Annotated in this window: 14 protein-coding genes; 5 read left to right on the forward strand and 9 right to left on the reverse strand. The window is 44.3% G+C overall.

The genetic code is table 11. The annotated features are described in order from the left end of the window. Positions 1–47: 47 nt before the first annotated feature. Together CHH91_RS03470 and CHH91_RS03475 are read left to right on the forward strand one after the other, a co-directional pair. A complete protein-coding gene (locus CHH91_RS03470; protein ID WP_095221995.1) occupies positions 48–1,520 on the forward strand; it encodes an ABC transporter permease in 1,473 nt (490 codons plus the stop codon). A gap of 15 nt (positions 1,521–1,535) precedes the next feature. Next, positions 1,536–2,213, forward strand: a complete 678-nt coding sequence (locus tag CHH91_RS03475; RefSeq protein ID WP_095221996.1) for an ABC transporter ATP-binding protein — start codon at positions 1,536–1,538, stop codon at positions 2,211–2,213. Positions 2,214–2,258: 45 nt separating this feature from the next. Here CHH91_RS03475 and CHH91_RS03480 read toward each other — a convergent pair whose 3' ends face one another. Continuing rightward, positions 2,259–3,620, reverse strand: coding sequence for an amino acid permease (locus CHH91_RS03480; protein WP_095221998.1), 1,362 nt, complete (start codon positions 3,618–3,620; stop codon positions 2,259–2,261). A 29-nt stretch (positions 3,621–3,649) separates the two neighbouring features. Further along, positions 3,650–4,267 carry an acetate uptake transporter gene (locus CHH91_RS03485; RefSeq protein ID WP_095222000.1) on the reverse strand — a complete coding sequence of 206 codons (618 nt, stop codon included), beginning with the start codon at positions 4,265–4,267 and terminating at the stop codon, positions 3,650–3,652. Positions 4,268–4,423: 156 nt separating this feature from the next. On the opposite strand from CHH91_RS03485, the gene CHH91_RS03490 reads away from it, so the two are divergent. Both CHH91_RS03490 and CHH91_RS03495 read left to right on the forward strand, forming a co-directional pair. Continuing rightward, positions 4,424–5,845 (forward strand): amidase family protein, encoded by a 1,422-nt coding sequence (locus CHH91_RS03490; protein ID WP_176465654.1) that lies wholly within the window; start codon positions 4,424–4,426, stop codon positions 5,843–5,845. A gap of 317 nt (positions 5,846–6,162) precedes the next feature. Beyond that, entirely contained in the window at positions 6,163–7,629 is a 1,467-nt protein-coding gene (locus CHH91_RS03495) for an amino acid permease (protein WP_483372383.1), read from the forward strand. 16 nt (positions 7,630–7,645) lie between these two features. On the opposite strand, the gene CHH91_RS03500 is transcribed toward CHH91_RS03495, so the two are convergent. The 3 genes from CHH91_RS03500 to manA all read right to left on the reverse strand — a co-directional run bounded on the left by CHH91_RS03500 (position 7,646) and on the right by manA (position 11,282). Further along, a complete protein-coding gene (locus CHH91_RS03500; protein WP_095222005.1) occupies positions 7,646–7,912 on the reverse strand; it encodes a hypothetical protein in 267 nt (88 codons plus the stop codon). Between the two features lie 105 nt (positions 7,913–8,017). Then, entirely contained in the window at positions 8,018–10,042 is a 2,025-nt protein-coding gene (locus tag CHH91_RS03505) for a penicillin-binding transpeptidase domain-containing protein (RefSeq protein WP_095222007.1), read from the reverse strand. 286 nt (positions 10,043–10,328) lie between these two features. Beyond that, positions 10,329–11,282, reverse strand: coding sequence for a mannose-6-phosphate isomerase, class I (gene manA / locus CHH91_RS03515; protein ID WP_095222011.1), 954 nt, complete (start codon positions 11,280–11,282; stop codon positions 10,329–10,331). Positions 11,283–11,490: 208 nt separating this feature from the next. On the opposite strand from manA, the gene ytvA reads away from it, so the two are divergent. Next, a complete protein-coding gene (gene ytvA / locus CHH91_RS03520; protein WP_095222013.1) occupies positions 11,491–12,285 on the forward strand; it encodes a YtvA family blue-light photoreceptor in 795 nt (264 codons plus the stop codon). Between the two features lie 29 nt (positions 12,286–12,314). On the opposite strand, the gene CHH91_RS03525 is transcribed toward ytvA, so the two are convergent. From CHH91_RS03525 to CHH91_RS03540, 4 genes are all read right to left on the reverse strand, one after another. After that, complete coding sequence (locus CHH91_RS03525; protein WP_095222014.1) at positions 12,315–12,872, reverse strand: TetR/AcrR family transcriptional regulator; 558 nt, start codon at positions 12,870–12,872, stop codon at positions 12,315–12,317. Positions 12,873–12,893: 21 nt separating this feature from the next. Then, a complete protein-coding gene (locus CHH91_RS03530) occupies positions 12,894–15,209 on the reverse strand; it encodes a YhgE/Pip domain-containing protein (protein ID WP_095222015.1) in 2,316 nt (771 codons plus the stop codon). A gap of 367 nt (positions 15,210–15,576) precedes the next feature. Beyond that, complete coding sequence (locus CHH91_RS03535) at positions 15,577–16,785, reverse strand: S1C family serine protease (protein ID WP_095222016.1); 1,209 nt, start codon at positions 16,783–16,785, stop codon at positions 15,577–15,579. Positions 16,786–16,841: 56 nt separating this feature from the next. Next, on the reverse strand, positions 16,842–17,639 hold the full coding sequence (locus CHH91_RS03540) for an MBL fold metallo-hydrolase (protein ID WP_095222017.1): 798 nt from the start codon (positions 17,637–17,639) through the stop codon (positions 16,842–16,844). Positions 17,640–17,645: the final 6 nt, after the last annotated feature.

A 17,645-nucleotide genomic window follows, 5' to 3' on the forward strand; every position in this document is an offset into this window, starting at 1 on the left:
CTCAGAAGCATTATAGCATGCCCGGAAAAAGTAAAGGAGATGGCAAAATGAATTTCTTGAAACGTGCTTTCTGGAGCATGAAAGCAAAAAAAGGAAAGACCTTATTACAACTGGTGATTTTCACCGTCATATGTGTATTCGTACTATCGGGGCTTACAATTCAATCCGCAGCCAAGGCATCCAGTGAATTGGCAAGACAGGAGCTGGGTGGCTCTGTCACACTGCAAGTCGACCGGGAAGCAGCGATGGAGAAGCAGCAGAGTGAGCAAAGCGAGTCAGACGGCCCGCCGCAGTTCACCAGCACACCAATCAGCCTGGATGATGCAGAGTCAATCGCAGCTTTAGATCATGTGCAGAGCTACAACTATTCTGTTTCAGCTTCTGCTAATGCGGAAGACTTCGATATTATCGAAAGCAGCACATCCACAGACAGCAGTGACACAGAAAGCGAACAGGCTCCTGGCGGTGACCAAGGCCGCGGCGGTATGGTTCAAGCCGATCTAACCGTAAACGGTACGCTGACCAGTGATGAAGCGGATAGCTTCAGTGATGGCGAAGCAGAAATCGTAGACGGACGAGGAATTGAAGAATCAGACGCTGGCAGCAACGTTGCTGTCATCGAGCAGACACTTGCCGAGGAAAATGATCTAGCCGTTGGGGATACAATCAATATCAGCTCTGCTAGTGATGAAGATACAACACAAGAGCTTGAAATTGTCGGTATTTACGAAACAAGTTCAGCAGGAAGCGACCAAGCAATGAATTTCTCCTTCCTGAATCCATATAACACGATTTATGTTCCATATACAGCAGCAAATACGCTAAAAGGTGAAGACTATACGGATACAGTAGAATCAGTAACGTATCAAATGGACGATGCTGAAAACATCGATGCATTCATTGCCGCAGCAGAGAAAACGGATGTCGACTTCGACGTGTATCAACTGGATGCAAACGATGACCTGTACCAGCAAATGGTAGGACCAATCGAAAATGTTGCTAGTTTTGCGAAAAACATCGTCTATCTTGTAACCATTGCTGGTGCGATCATCCTTGCATTGATCGTTATGCTATCCATCCGGGAGCGTAAATATGAAATGGGTGTGCTTATGGCGATCGGTGAGAAGAAATGGAAGCTGGCAGGACAGTTCATTACAGAAATCGTTGTGATTGCCATTGTTGCAGTCGGATTGTCTTCCATATTCGGAAATCCGATTGCGAACGTACTAGGAAACCAGCTGTTAGATCAGCAAACAACGGCATCTGCCGAGACTGCATCTACGTCCATGCAGCAAGGACCTGGCGGCGGTATGATGGGCGGTGGTGGCCCAGGACAAGCTGTCTCTGATGCATTTAGTCAGCCAAGTGAAGCAATCAGCAGCCTGAATATTAATGTGACATGGGAAAATATTTTGATTCTTGGCGGTATCGGATTGGCTGTAGCCATCATTGCAGCACTTATCCCATCCATTTCGATCCTTCGACTTCAGCCGAAAAACATTTTGACGAAACAAGAATAGAAAGCAGGGGTAAACATGACAGCACCATTATTGGCATTCAAAAACGTTGGTTACTGGTACACGGATAAACAAAATCCGTTGTTCCAATCTGTGAATATCGACTTTTATAAAAACACCTTCTATACGATCACTGGTACATCTGGATCCGGCAAGACCACCTTCCTGTCTTTGGCAGGAGGGCTGGACAAAGCCAAAGAAGGAGACATCGAATATGACGGGAAATCGATCCGCAAAATGGGGCTCGGCAAATTCCGCCACGATTATGTCTCGATCATTTTCCAGTCTTATAATCTGATTCCTTACATGACAGCTTATCAAAATATTGCTTCGGCTATGGCAATCACCGGAAAAAAAGTGGAGAACCAAGAAGACTATATCTTAAAAATGCTGACAAAGGTCGGCATCTCCGAGGAGCAAGCGAAGCAGCGTGTTCTGACGCTCAGCGGCGGGCAGCAGCAGCGTGTGGCCATCACACGGGCTTTCTGCTGTGACACCGATTTGATAGTAGCAGATGAGCCTACTGGGAACCTGGACGATAAGACTTCCAAGGAAATTGTAAAGCTCTTTACCGACCTCGCTCACCAGGAGAACAAATGCGTCATCATGGTTACACATGATCCGCAAATCGCAGCCCAATCTGATGTGACGATTCAGCTATCCAATGGCAGTTTCCGTATGCTGCAGCATGTATAAAAACAACACAAAAAAACGCGTATCCATTAGAGGATACGCATTTTTTTATTTTCGTTTCAGCTTGTAGCCAACCGAGAGAATGATCACCCAAATCGGCAGTATAAACAGCGCTAGACGGTAATCCGGTATAAAGCCCATTATCACAATTACTGCTACTAAGAATACCAGAACCATATAGTTGGCAATCGGATATAATGGCATTTTGAAAGATAGCTTACTTACTGCAGTCTTTCCTATCCGCTTCCGAAAAGCTAAATGGATGATGACAATCATGATCCAGTTGATAATTACAGCGATTGTCGCAATCGCCATCAGATAACTGAACACTTTTTCAGGGAACAGGTAGTTTACGATGACTGCTATCGCTGCAACCCCTGATGATACAAAGATTGCCGCTACCGGGGCTCCTGTCCGTTTACCAACTTTACCTAAGAACTTTGGTGCATTCCCTTGCTTTGCCAAGGAGTGCAGCATACGTCCGTTGCTGTAAAGACTGCTGTTATGTGCAGATACCGCAGCAGTAAGTACGACCAAATTCAGAATACCTGCAGCAGCCGGAATTCCGACGCCATCAAAGATCTGTACGAACGGACTGCTTTGACCATCGATTTGATTCCAAGGAAAGACAGACATGATAACAAGCAATGCACCTACATAGAAAATCAATATCCGATAAACAACTTGATTAATTGCTTTCGGTATCGTCTTCTTTGGAGTATCCACTTCACCTGCTGTAATTCCCACCAATTCAACTCCGCCGAAACTGAACATGACAAGGACAAGGGATAAGATTACACCAGTCCATCCATTCGGCATGAAGCCGCCCTCATCAAACAAGTTAGAGAAGCCGGTCGGTACGCCGCCGTTCCCAATACCAGTGAAGATGATAAGCAAGCCAAGAACTATCATCCCGATAATTGCGATAACTTTGATGATGGCAAAGTAAAATTCGAACTCACCATACAATTTGACACTCAAAAGGTTGATAAATGTAATCAAGACCAGAAAACCGAATGCCGTGACCCAAGTAGGGATACTCGGGAACCAATACTGTACATAGATACCGACGACTGTCAGCTCCGCCATGCTCACTGCCACATAATTGAACCAATAATTCCAGCCGGAAACAAATCCGAAGAAATCGCCTAAATTCTGATAAGCGTAGTAACTGATGGAACCAGAGTTTGGAGAATCTACAGAAAGCTCACCTAGTGCCCGCATGATGAAGAAAATCATGATACCGCCGACTAAGTACGCAAGTGCAATTGCAGGCCCAGCCAGTCCGATCGATGAAGCAGAACCATAAAACAAACCTGTTCCGATTGCTCCGCCAAGCGCGATCATCTGCACATGACGATTTTTCAAACCTTTGTGTAAATCATTTGATGCTCGATCATTTCTTGCCATGTCTATGCCCCTTGCTAACTATTTTTCCATTAGTCTGCTTTTGTGAAAACACCGAATGCTTTGCCGATCGGAAGGACTGTCTGTCCATAATGACCGTTCAGTACTGCAGCAGCAGAACCATAGAAAGATAATAGTGAAATAATTAATTCCGCAACGCCCGCAAGCGTATGTGTTATTCCATATGCTATATCAAAAGAACTTAAAGATAAACCGATAAATAGAAAATCAATTGCTACAAATATAAAAAATAGTACTTTATGTGTCCCCATAGCACCAACTGTCATAAAGAGACTGAATATAAGATATCCAATAAAAGCTACACCTAATTGGCGGCTGTCTGCGGCGGTTTGCAGGTTTTCCCCAAAAGCACCAAGCTGAATGAGCCAGCTCATGCCAACACCGAACCAAAACAAACCGAAAGCACCAAATGCTGTTGCCCCAAAGATATTATTATGTTTAAAGTCCTGAGCGGAAGCAATCAGCTGTGCAATGCCTCCTAAGAAGAATGCCCATGGCAGAACCATAGAAAGTCCTTCCGTCAAACCAAGTTTTTGCGAAGATGCTACTAATGTGACCATTGCTAGTCCGAATAATCCTAATGCGCTAGGATCGGCAGTCAGCACCTTGACTGTCTTTGTTGTTTCCAAATCTTTTTCCCCTTTCTGGATGCTTCTGTATAAATGATAAAATCGGGGTCCCCTAGAAGTTTATTGCAAGAAAATTTAGTATAATTAATAAGTCCGACTTATCTAAATACAGAAGATTTTCTAATCATACACATTTTACAGGGGAGAATCCAGTCTATGAATATTTTTACAATTAAAGAAATGACAATTACATCCTTACAAAGTGATTTAGCAGCCGGAAACATTACATCAGTTCAGTTAGTCCAGACTTATCTGGAGCGTATTGCAACGGCAGATTCCTGCGAAGAAGGCACAAATAGTGTATTGGAAATCAATCCGGATGCCTTATTCATTGCCGAACAGATGGATATGGAAAGAAAAGAAGCAAAACTGCGCGGACCGCTTCATGGTATTCCTGTACTTATTAAAGACAATATAGATACAGCAGACGGTATGCATACAAGTGCCGGCACGTTAGTTCTTGCTGATAACTTTGCTAAGCAGGATGCTTTTATCGTCAGAAAGCTGCGGGAAGCAGGCGCTATTATTATAGGGAAGGTCAATATGACAGAATGGGCTAATTTTATGTCAGAGCCGATGCCGAATGGTTTCAGCGGACGCGGAGGCCAAGTGCGAAACCCTTATGGCAGCTTTGATGTCGGTGGTTCCAGTTCCGGGACTGGTGCAGCTATTGCGAACAATCTAGCTGTGGTTGGCATAGGAACAGAAACGAGCGGCTCTATTCTCAGTCCTTCAAGCAGTAATTCATTAGTCGGGATCAAACCTACGGTCGGCCTAGTATCACGCAATGGAATCATTCCGATTGCTCACAGTCAAGATACTGCTGGACCAATGACAAGGACAGTTCAGGATGCAGCCCTCCTGCTGCAAGTGATTGCTGGCAGGGATGAAGCAGATCCGGCCACTCTCTTTGCTCCATCTCTTCCGGATTACACTGCGTATATTCGAACGGAAGGATTGAACGGAAAACGCCTTGGTATAGACGGACAAACGCTGGATAATCTTGCCCCCGAGAAACGCGAGCTAATGGAGAAAGCTTTTACTGCATTGCGTGAGCAAGGGGCAGAACTTATCAACGTAAAAGTCCCGGAGATAACGAGGGAATCCAGTGTTCTGTATCATGAATTCAAGCATGGTGTGAATCGATACTTACGAACAGCCTCATCCCATTTGCCCGCTCATACATTAAAAGAAGTGATTGAATGGAACCGCATCAACACCGAGACTGCACTCCAGCACGGTCAAGATATTCTTGAAGCTTCCGAGAAAACAGATGGCACATTAAAACAAGCAGACTATCTGCAAGATCGGTTAGCTGACATACGGCAATCCCGCACAGAAGGTCTCGATCGCGTTATGGCTGATGGAAAGCTCGATGCGATCATCTTCCCTAGCTATTATGGATGCGATATTGCTGCCAAAGCAGGATATCCTTCTATTACTGTACCTGCTGGATACACAGAGGCTGGTGAACCATTCGGAATTACGTTTACTGCCGGTGCTTTTGAGGAATCTACCTTAATAGAAATCGGCTATAGCTACGAGTGCGCTACACAGCACCGGAAAGCACCAAAATAATCCATTCTAGAATACAGTTGAAATCTGTCCCCTTGTATAGTAAAGTTAGGAAGGTTTCAATTGCATAAGAACTCATTGATTTGCATAGGCACTCATTAATCAATGAAAATAGTACGCAGCTTTTACAAAAATGCTGCATCTGGACCGAATAGGAACAGAATAACCACGTGAGCTAATATACACGTGCTGCGCTATCTTATTTTTTTAGAATGATGCTGTTTTGTATAATAAGCCGTTCAGATAGAGCAAGTCTATCTGATACGGCTTTTTTTAGTAAGTACACAGTAACATGCCATACTATAGACGAGGTGAAAGAAGTGAGCAACAAACATAACAACACAGCACCCAGACTGCAAAGAAAACTCAAAGCCCGTCATTTAGGGATGATCTCCCTTGGAGGTACAATTGGTACCGGCCTGTTCCTTGCCAGTGGCGGTGCGATCAGTGAAGCCGGTCCTGGCGGCGCACTGCTGGCATATGCCCTCATCGGCTGTATGGTCTTCTTCCTGATGACCAGCCTAGCAGAGATGGCAGCCTTCATGCCCGTATCAGGCAGCTTCAGCACATATGCTACTAAATTTGTCGATGAATCACTTGGCTTTGCATTAGGATGGAACTATTGGTTCAGCTGGGCATCGACTATCGCAGCTGAGTTAGTTGCTGTAACCCTGATCATGGACTTCTGGTTCCCGGATACACCATCTTGGATTTGGAGTGCGATCAGTTTGATCATCATGTTCTTACTGAATTATATTTCTGTTAAAGGCTTCGGGGAATCTGAATATTGGTTCGCCTTAATCAAAGTAATCACTGTAATTATCTTCATCATCGTTGGACTGCTGATGATTATCGGTATATTAGGCGGGGAGTCTCCAGGCTTTTCGAATTTTACGACAGGTGACGCTCCATTCAATGGCGGCTTTCTTGCTTTGATCGGCGTGTTCATGGCTGCCGGCTTTTCCTTCCAAGGAACGGAATTGCTTGGTGCTGCCGCCGGAGAAGCTGACAACCCGAGAGAATCCATTCCAAAAGCGATTCGGTCAGTTTTCTGGCGTATCCTGTTATTCTATATTCTCGCCATCTTCGTCATTGGAATGCTCATTCCGTATACAACGGAAAGCTTGGCAAGTGAGGATGTACAGCTTAGTCCGTTCACACTCGTCTTCGAAAAAGCCGGTATCGCGTTTGCTGCATCCGTTATGAATGCTGTCATCCTGACAGCTGTCTTATCTGCCGGAAACTCCGGTATGTATGCGAGCACTCGTATGCTATGGAACCTTGCCAAAGAAGGCAAAGCTCCTCGTTTCCTTGGAAAATTGAACAAAAACGGCGTTCCTGTCAACGCCTTGATTGGTACAGCAGTCGTAGGATGTGCGGCATTCCTTACTTCCTTCTTCGGTAACGGAGTTGTTTATACATGGCTATTGAATGTTGCCGGTATGACTGGTTTCATTATCTGGATAGGAATCGCAATCAGTCATTATCGCTTCCGTAAGGCGTATGTAGCACAAGGCAATGATGTCAAGGACCTGCCGTACACAGCGAAGTTCTACCCATTCGCTCCAATATTCGCGCTTGCACTAAGTATCATTGTTGTAGTCGGTCAAAGCGTATCTTCCTTTACAGAAGACGGTTTCGATCTTGGAGGATTCATCGCTTCCTATATTGGTATCCCAATCTTCCTGCTTTGCTGGCTTATCTATAAAGTGAAATACAAAACGAAAATGCATAAACTGGAAGATGTAGATTTGACAACTCCTGAACATGAAACAGCCCCGGACTGAGTCCGAGGCTGTTTTTTTAATAATACCCTGGCATTGCCAAAATCATAGTGATTATGATAATGAAATAAATCATGATGAATGCTTGATAGCACAATCCAATGATACCGCATACTCTTCCTGCCAAATACAATGCCTTTGCAGATTCTGTATCTTCTGTCACCTTGATACTTTTATTCGCAAATATAAGTGCAATAATACCTGTGATTATTCCGATCACTGGGAGTGTCATCGATAGAATACCAAGTGCCAGCGTGCCTGATGGTGAATAGCGTTTTTCCTCCATACATCCCCCTCCTTCCTTTAATTCCCATTTATATTCCCTGTCAACATGTTATTATAGCTTATATTCTTGATATAGAAAAAGCGTGCGGAACCCGCACGCTTCTCTTTATTTGAAGACATTCTTCACTTTCTCAACAGTATAATGGCTGCCTCCTTTATCCTGGACACCCTCTACCATCATGCTGATCAGCATGTCCTGCTTATCGTAATCATAAGCAACGAACCAGCCATTTTCCGTACCATTCTTGTCATCTTGGCTTTGCTTCAATTCAGCAGTACCAGTTTTACCAGCGAGCGTCAGACCATCCACAACAGGCTGATGCGCTGAGCCCCGTTCATCTTCCACAACACCGCGAAGACCTTCTGTGATAGCATCTGCTCCTTCTTTCGGCAGAACACCTTCATGCCATACGACAGCTTCCTCCGCTTCCGACTTCAGCAACGTCGGCTTGATCAAGTTGCCATCATTGATAAAAGGCGTATAAGATGCTGCTAAATGAAGAGGAGACATAAGCACTTGCCCTTGGCCATAGCCCGAATCTGCAAGAAGGGTCTCATTATCAAGACCTTCATTGGAAATAGACGATGCTGCCGTTGGGAATGCATAATCCAATTCTTCATCGAAGCCGAAGGATTTCAAACCTTTTTCGAAGTTTTTCGCTCCGGTATCCACCGCTGTCATCGCAAAGTAGATATTATCCGATGTAATCAGCGCATTCTCTAGATCCACATCCGAAAGGGCTTCTGAAACACGCGTCACACTGTAATTTCCGAACTTGCCATCATTATCCCATTTCAGCCCTTCAATATGCTTCTTCTCATCTGGTGTAATGACTCCATTTTCCAATCCAATAGCAGCTGTAAGCGGCTTGATAGTGGATCCTGGTGCATAAGCTTTATTGAATTTAGCTGAAAACGGACTATTCTCATCATTGGACAGCTTCTCGTATTCCTCATCATCCCATCCAAAAATGAAATTATTAGGATCATAAGATGGTGCACTCACCAATGCCAGGGTAGCTCCTGTTTTCGGATCCAAGGCAACAGAAGCACCGCTGTCATCCTTCAGCTGTTCATATATCTTCTCTTGCGTATTAATATCAATGGTCAGCTCGACATCTTCACCATTTTTCACAGCTGTCTCAGCAATCACTTCTTGCTCATCGCTGTCTTCTGAAACAGTGTAGATTTTCCATCCTAATGTCCCGCGTAGCTGTTCCTCATAGACTGATTCCAACCCTGTTGAGCCAACAGAGGAGTTAGCATCGTAGTTAGAGGCATTGTCGTCCTTCTCAAGGAACTCAGCATCTACTTTCTTCACATACCCAGTCAAATGTGCTGCCGCTTCTCCGTACGGATAATACCTTGAAGTTGTATCTGTACTCTGCACACCTGGAAGTGACGTTACTTCCGCAGCTAGATCACGCTGATCTGGGCGCAATGTTTTAATTGGTACATCTACTTCATCCGTCACCCAGCTCTGGTCAAGTAAGCTGTCAATCTCTTCCCGGTCCATCTCAAGAAGTTCAGCCACTTGATCCAGCGTCTCATCCCGTGTCATCCCTTCCCCTTCAAGCTGACCTGGGATGATGCCGATAGAAGGAACAGTTGCATTGAATGCAAGCTCCTCTCCATTCGTATCCAGGATGCGGCCGCGTTCTGGTTCAACAGAAGTGATGCGCACGCTCTCGTTATCATTAAGCTGTGCAAATATATAAGAAGGGTCCCAATTCACTTTCCATGTTGCACCGTCTTCTCCATCAACTTTGACAAGCTCTGCGTCTTTATCGAATTTCACTTCACCAGCAACTGTCTGCATGGATACAGACAAAGGCAGCTGCTGTGTGTCAGCGTCGGATTTCTCTTCATCCTCTGAAACATCTCCTGCAGTGACTTTCAAATCGGCTACACCAGATTGATCATAGATATCTGTATAGCGTTTGACGAAATCTTCCTTGGATATCTCTTTCTGCGATTCTTCTGTCAGCTGCTCGTACATCTTATCGAAATCCTGAGCGTTCCAATTGTCGACAAACTGATCAAGACCATCCTTTGCTGTCTGGTCATCCGAACAAGCAGAAAGCAGGAATATCATACTAAGCCCAAATAACAATGCTGCTAATCGTTTCATAGCTCACCTTTCCTGTCTCTTTAAACTGTTCCCCAATTATAGCATAGGGAAGGAAATACTTTGCAGAAAAAACCCAACTATTTCCCAGGAAATAGACGAAGGCTGTCGAATAATGAGGCTGGGATATAACCAAAATACTAGTACTTAAAAGTAACCATCCTTCTGAGTACCACTTCGGCAAAAGAGATTTCGCCTTACAAAAACCCGAACTTATGTAAATCTTTGCTGGAAGATTCACGTCCTTGTTCGGGTTCCCGTTTATCTGATACATCTTTTCCCCAGTCTCTTACACATGAGAAACAATCGCTTCGAGTTGCCCTTTCAACGTATAATTGCCGATGTGTACAGGCAGTACGAAATGATCGCCTTTTTTCAATTGATAGGATTGACCATCCAATATGATCTCTCCGTTCCCTTCGATAATGCTGACTTGCAGAAACGAATCTGGAGCTTTCCGTTCAATCTGACCTGCTAGCTGCCAATGATAGACTGTAAAGTACTCACTTTGCACGAGCTGCTGCTCTGTTAGTGCACCATTCGTCACAGCTGATTTTCTGGTTTCATTTGTTACATGCGGAACAGTCGACACAGCTTTGGCAGAATCCAAATGCAGCTCTCGTTCATTCCCTTGGTCATCTTTCCGGTCATAGTCATACACACGATATGTGATGTCAGAGCTTTGCTGCGTTTCTAGAATGACAATACCCGCCCCGATAGCGTGGATCGCTCCACTTGGGACATACACGAAATCGCCCTTTTTAACAGGAATCCTTTGCAGCAGCTGATCCCATTCACCTTGATCAATCATCTGTTCCAGCTGTTCCTTCGTTTGTGCATGATGACCGAAAACAATCTCGGCTCCAGGCTCGGCATCGATTACATACCAGCATTCTGTCTTTCCATAAGGTTCGTTCTCCACTTCCTGTGCATAGTCATCAGCGGGATGCACCTGTACAGACAAGTCTGTCCTCGCATCGAGGATTTTTACAAGCAATGGATAATCTTCGTTGTCATGCTCTCCAAATAAATCACGATGGTTTTGCCATGCATCCAATAACGTCTGACCTGCTAATTCACCATTCCGTATCTTGCTTGGTCCGTTCGGATGTGCAGAAATAACCCACGCTTCACCAGTTTGTTCGGAAGGCAGCTGATAACCGAATACATCTGCAAGCTTCGTCCCTCCCCAGATCCGCTCTTGCAAAGCGGGTTCCAGAAAAATAGGCTCCTGTTTATACATAAAGAATCTCCTCACTTTTAGACACTAGCTTCTCTCCGTTATTTTACCAATAGTTCCCTTCTGCGACTATATATTTGTTGTAGGAACCTACGAGGTTCTATATGATGAACGTAACTAGCCAGGAGTCTGCAGCGCTTGAACGACGTTTAGAAATCACCAGATGAGGAAGTTATAAGAATACATTCTTATTCAGGAAGGATAGACTATCATGGAAAAAGAAATCCACTATTCGACCAAAATAAACGATGCCTTCTTTCGCCAAGTCATCGATTATGTAGGAGCCGGCGTTGTTATCACTGATCCTTCACTGCCAGATAATCCGATCATCTATACGAATAAAGCATTTGAGCAGGTCACAGGCTACACGACAAAAGAAATAATCGGCCAAAATTGTCGATTCCTCCAAGGAGAAAAGACTTCTCGAGAAGAAGTAGCAAAAGTACGAAAAGCGATAGAAGAGGAACAATCTGTCATTGTAGAATTGCTGAATTATCGAAAAGACGGAAAATCTTTCTGGAATGAACTTTCCATGTATCCAATTTTTGTTCCTAGCGAAGACAAGTTATATTTTGTTGGTGTTCAACAGGATATCTCAGATCGTAAGAACAAAGAAAGGCAAGCAGACGACTATAAACAGGAGGCCTCTCTGCTGTCTACTCCATTCGTTCCAATCTCAGAAAAGGTATGTATACTTCCTCTGGTAGGCAATATTAATTCGGAGCGCTGGGAAGAAATCTACCAACGTATCTCCGTCCATGTCCATGATCATGATGAAGAAACATTTATTATGGATCTGCAAGGTGTGATGGAATTGAATGAAGACGTGCATAGAGGGATTCAGCGACTCCATCAATTGCTGCAAGTGATGGGAGCTCGGCTGATCGTTACAGGGCTTGAACCGAGAACTGCTAAAGCCAGCGTGAAGCTGGCAGACTTCCGTAAAAAAGAAATTTCATTTTACGCAAATGTTCAGCAAGCCTTAGAAGCTACCCGTGCCCATTAAAAAACCGCTGCATAATAGCAGCGGTTTTTTCAATGAATTTGAGCTCTAATGACTTCTGAGATTGTTTCCTTTGGCAGCGGGTCATGCTGCCGTTCCCAATCGGAAAGGAGCGCAATATACGTTTTATAAACTAGAAATGCAAGCAGCTCAGGATCATGTTTGGTAACAATACCTTTCGCCTTCTCTTTCATGATAACTGACTTGATATAATCTAGAATCTGTCGCTCTACTTGGGTAAGAATCTCTAATACTTCTGCTGTACCCAATTCCTTCGCTTCCTGTCCCATCTTGATCAGCAGCTGGTGATTTTCCCGGAACCCGAGAATTGCATCCAGCATTGCTTGAATATTTTCATGAAAAGCTGCTTCTTCCTGTATCGCTGTATCAGCTGCTTGTCGCAACTGCTTCATTGTCCGTTCTAGGATGGTGGAGAACAATGACTCTTTGCTATCAAAGAACGTATAGATTGTGCCCTTTGCTACTTTGGCTATTTTCGCAACAGAAGCCATCGTCGTTGCTTTGAAACCAAATTGACTAAAAGACAATGCTGCTGCTTCGATGACTCGTTCTTTTTTATCTGTAATCATTGTTCTCTACCCCTTTTTCATTTACATAGAAACTGCAGACTCTTCATCATTAGTCTTTTTGAATTTACGATTCTGCACTATATATACGAGAATTGTCAAAGCTAAGAATATCACAGAAAAGATGCTCAGGTAACCTGCTTGTCGCCATAGATAGCCCCAGTCATCCCCGATAGAAATAATCTCCCGGAATCCATTGATTGCATATGTCATCGGCACGAACTTATGAACAACTTGGAAGAACTCCGGAAGCAATGCTACCGGATAAGTTCCTGCGCCTGCACCTATTTGAATCAGCAATACAATGATACCTAAGAAGCGACCCACATTATCTAATGCAACTGTGAGCAGCTGAATAAGCAGGAAGCTTGTGATGCTGAATAGGATGGCGAATAGAAGCAGCCGCCATTCACTATGCACCTGCAGGTGAACCACATGGACAAGCATAATCACTGCGAATATAGATTGAAGCACACTGACAAACAGTACAATACTGAATTTGCTCAGGAACCAAGCAAAACCAGATGTCGGTTTACTTGCTGGATCACGGAGCGGGAAGATATTCGTGAATACAAGTGCTCCAACAAATAATCCTAAGGAAAGGATGTATGGCGCGAGCCCTTCTCCATAGGTATGCACATTACTCAACTTTTCATCCTTGACTTCCGTCGGACTAGCAAACATCGTATCCGTTTTATCAGTTGTACTGATATTCGCGTCTTCTGCACCTTTAGCCAGCTCTCCATACAGCTCATTACTTCCATTTGTCACGCTTTGTGTACCATCGGATAGAGTTTGAGAACCTTCTGTCAGCTGCTGCGCTCCATCAGACAACTGCGGACCATTCGCGTTCAATTGATCCAGTCCTGCGGTTAGCTGCGTGCTGCCTGATTGCAGCTGATTCAATCCGTCGTTAACAGATTGAGAACCTGAAACTAGTGCAGGAGATCCATCAGCCAACTGACTGACACCATCCGTATATGCATGGATTCCATCATTCAAGTCTGTTTGGCCAGATTGAATAGCCGTTGCACCAGCTAATAGTTTACCAGTTGCATCATTGATACCGTTCAATGCTGTTTGTGTCTGCTGTGCCCCCTCAGCCAGTTCGTTGATTCTATCTAGCTGCGTAGTCACTTCTGTCAGCTGCTGCTTGATCGCTTCAGGATCGATATCCGGCAGCTGAATATCAGGTGAAGATCCGCCAATCTGTTGAATCTGGTTTTGGAGTTCTTCTTTCTGCTCATCCGACAGACTGCTGCTTGCTATTGTATCCTCAATCTTCTGCAGCTGGTCAGCTTGCTGACTTTCCACTTGCTGCTGAGATTCTTGCAGCTGCTCTGCCAATACCATCAAATCAGACAATCCCGACTGAGCATTTTCCAAGTCATCTTTGACTGCTTGTGCTTGCTCATTCGCTGAAGCAATTCCGTTATTCAGTTCCGGGAACTTACCAGCCAACTGATCTGTTGCTTGCTGCAGTTTTCCAAGACCGCTTGTTAAATCATCTGTAGCAGAGACCAATTTATCCGAACCACTGGACAGTTCTCCGCTCTTGCCATTCAAAGTCTGCAAGCCCTCATTGACTTGGGTGATTCCTTCATCAAGGTCAGGATACTGTGATGCTAGACTTTGAATACCTTGATCCAATTTCTGCATTCCTTGGTCTGCTTCACCGACCTTTTCTGTATACGTCGCTGTGCTTGCTGAAAGGCTTGCCAAGTTTTTGCTTAAATTCTTCGCACCTTCATTCACTTCATTCGAACCGTCTGCAAGTTCCTTGGAACCATCGCTAGCCTTCTTAAGTCCATCTGCTACATCAGAAAGACTGGCAAAGACGGAATGAGCGTACTCCTCTGTTACTTGTTCAGCCACTTCTTTCTCCAGCTGCTGCATGGCAGTGTCTGTTATTTTGGAGGCTGGATAGTTCTTTCCTGGGTTGGAATAGTAATCAATATTCATCTGTTTCGGTTCTTCATCCAGCAACGTAGCTGCATTGGCGGAAAAATTCTCTGGAATTTTCACAACCATATAGTAGTCCTCTGCCTTCAGCCCATCCATCGCTTTTGCTTCATCAACAAACTGCCAGTCGAACGTATCATTGTCTTTCAGATTATCCACAAAATCATCTCCAACATGGAGATCTTTGCCTTCAAATGTGGAGCCCTTATCTTTATTCACGACAGCAACTGCTAAGTTATCAGTTTTGTTATATGGATCCCAGTTAGCTGCCAGAAAAATTGTACTGTAAAGCAGCGGAACAACTAAAATACCGCAAATGGCTAGGAGCATTTTCCGGTCTTTCCATATGCGAAGCCATTCTTTTTTCAACATGTTCATAACTTTTCCTCCCAAATTGTACTTCACGAGTTGTCCACATAGACCGAATGACCAAATTGGAATTATGGTCAATTTACTAGCTAATAATAGCAGAAAAAGCCTATAGCCACAATGGTTAAGCTCAATAAAAAATATGTAGTCGCTTACACTGGTTTATCCACTTTAGTTGTGCATAACTTGTGCATAACCCTTTTATACACAGCATTCCACAGTCTATGAACAACTTATCAACAAACTTATCCACATATACACATGGTGAATTCTTTATTTAGTAATAAGAATATTTGTTCGCTACAAAATAGAGTATGTTATCCTCATGTACATCCACAGGATGTGCATAACTAAAAAGGCAGCCAAATTGGCTGCCTCATTGCTGTTCACTTAATGTGACGGTCGTTTCGTTTTTCTCACCATCTCGATAATACGTTACTTTCATTTGATCTCCGATTTTTTTATCCTCATAAAGATGCTTCCGTAAAGATGTCATATCATCAATTGGCTGACCATCAAGCTCTGTGATGACATCCAGCTCCTGCAATCCTGCTTTTCCCGCAGGAGATAGGGCTTCAAGACTCCAAATGTAGACACCATTTTCCATGTCATCCGGCAAACCGAGATGTTCTGTCCGTTCCGATGCCGGTATTTCATTCAATGAATATGCTTCTACTCCTAAGTAGGGGCGCTCCACTTGCCCATTCTGTTCAAGCTGTTCCATGATAGGTACTGCACTATCGACCGGAATAGCAAATCCGATTCCTTCCACAGAGGATTCAGCGATTTTCATCGAATTGATACCAATCAGCTGCCCCGCCATATTGATAAGGGCGCCACCGCTGTTACCAGGGTTGATTGCTGCGTCTGTCTGCATAACATCTGCCTGCCAATCTGCTCTGCCATCCCCATTAAAATCCTGGGGAACGGTACGATTGACTCCGCTGATGATGCCTTGTGTAACTGATCCCGAGAAGCCTAGCGGATCTCCGATTGCAATTACAGGCTCACCTGTTTTGACAGTAGAAGAAGTACCAATCTCAATCACTTGCTCCACTCGGGAAGCATCCATTTCCAAGACTGCCAAATCCGTGAAAACGTCACTGCCTAGCAGCTTTGCGGAAACTTCCACCCCGTTATGGAGAATAACATCTACATCCGTTGCACCTTCGACAACATGATGATTGGTCACCACATAGGCTTTATCGCCTTCTTTTTTATAAATGACGCCAGAGCCGCTTCCTGCAGTACTCTCCTCCTGTGAGAAAAGCGCATCACCCTGCTGCAGATTCACGACACCGACGACTGCTGGTGCTGTTTTATCAACAATATCTGTAATACCTGATTGCACATCCACGCTGACATTTTGTAAATTGGGGTTCTGATTCGAATCTGATGCGAGCTGTGTTGCTTCTCCTTGCTGTGACTGTGATTGATCGTTCGGCGTCAGACTGTCTCGATCAAGGCCATAAGCAACAAGCAATACGATACCAGCTCCGATGATACCGCCCAATATAGCCGGCAGCAGCCAGCTTGTGCGCTTCGGTTTTTCCGGTTCCTTGTGGTGATCATCAAAGTAGTCCATATTAGCCTCCGTTCCAATTCTTTTCGATATAGCTATCTTTCCACGATTTCGGAAATTTAAACTATCTGGAAAATCGGTGTCGGTGTTTTTGGATCAGTATCATGCAACTCAATGTGTTTATTCAAATCAAAGCCTCGCTCCTGCAGGATATTTCCTACTGCAAGCCGTGCAAGGTCCTTCATATTGTTATCGCGGCTCAGATGTGCAAGATAAATGCGTTTCGTATTGTTATCAATCAAGTCTGTAAGAGCAAGCGCACTGTCTTCATTGGATACGTGACCAAGGTCACCAAGTATCCTTCGTTTCACATTCCACGGATAGGCGCCCATTTGCAGCATACTTACATCATGGTTTGCTTCAAAAATATAAGCATCTGCTTTCTCGACGATTTTCTTCACTCGATCGGATACATAACCAGTATCTGTCACTAACGCTACCTTTTTACCTTCGTGATGGAAAGCATAAAACATCGGCTCTGCCGCATCATGGGATACACCGAAGGACTGCACATCCAGATCTCCAAATGTTTTCGTCTCTTCCATGTCAAAAATGAATTTATGATCCAAAGGTATTTTCCCGATGCTGTTCTCCATCGCTTTCCATGTCTTTTCGTTTGCATAGATCGGCAGATCGAATTTCCTTGCCGCCACACCTAATCCCTTTATATGGTCACTATGCTCATGTGTGACTAGGATTTTCGTCAGTGTCGCCGGATCGATTCCTGCCTCCTCCAATAAACGCTGCAGCTCCTTGCCTGTCAGACCAGCATCGACCAGGATGCGCTCTTTTTCCGTTCCGATAAAGAACGCATTCCCAGAACTGCCTGATGCAAGTACGCTAAAGCTTAACGTCATGCTGTT

Source organism: Virgibacillus sp. 7505 (assembly GCF_002272135.1).
Classification (GTDB): domain Bacteria; phylum Bacillota; class Bacilli; order Bacillales; family Amphibacillaceae; genus Terribacillus.

Coding starts and splice junctions, on each gene's coding strand:
- CHH91_RS03525 (WP_095222014.1), bottom strand. CDS start 12,872: ATGATTACAGATAAAAAAGAACGAGTCATCGAAGCAGCAGCATTGTCT.
- CHH91_RS03470 (WP_095221995.1), top strand. CDS start 48: ATGAATTTCTTGAAACGTGCTTTCTGGAGCATGAAAGCAAAAAAAGGA.
- manA (WP_095222011.1), bottom strand. CDS start 11,282: ATGTATAAACAGGAGCCTATTTTTCTGGAACCCGCTTTGCAAGAGCGG.
- CHH91_RS03500 (WP_095222005.1), bottom strand. CDS start 7,912: ATGGAGGAAAAACGCTATTCACCATCAGGCACGCTGGCACTTGGTATT.
- CHH91_RS03480 (WP_095221998.1), bottom strand. CDS start 3,620: ATGGCAAGAAATGATCGAGCATCAAATGATTTACACAAAGGTTTGAAA.
- CHH91_RS03530 (WP_095222015.1), bottom strand. CDS start 15,209: ATGAACATGTTGAAAAAAGAATGGCTTCGCATATGGAAAGACCGGAAA.
- CHH91_RS03475 (WP_095221996.1), top strand. CDS start 1,536: ATGACAGCACCATTATTGGCATTCAAAAACGTTGGTTACTGGTACACG.
- CHH91_RS03490 (WP_176465654.1), top strand. CDS start 4,424: ATGAATATTTTTACAATTAAAGAAATGACAATTACATCCTTACAAAGT.
- ytvA (WP_095222013.1), top strand. CDS start 11,491: ATGGAAAAAGAAATCCACTATTCGACCAAAATAAACGATGCCTTCTTT.
- CHH91_RS03535 (WP_095222016.1), bottom strand. CDS start 16,785: ATGGACTACTTTGATGATCACCACAAGGAACCGGAAAAACCGAAGCGC.
- CHH91_RS03505 (WP_095222007.1), bottom strand. CDS start 10,042: ATGAAACGATTAGCAGCATTGTTATTTGGGCTTAGTATGATATTCCTG.
- CHH91_RS03540 (WP_095222017.1), bottom strand. CDS start 17,639: ATGACGTTAAGCTTTAGCGTACTTGCATCAGGCAGTTCTGGGAATGCG.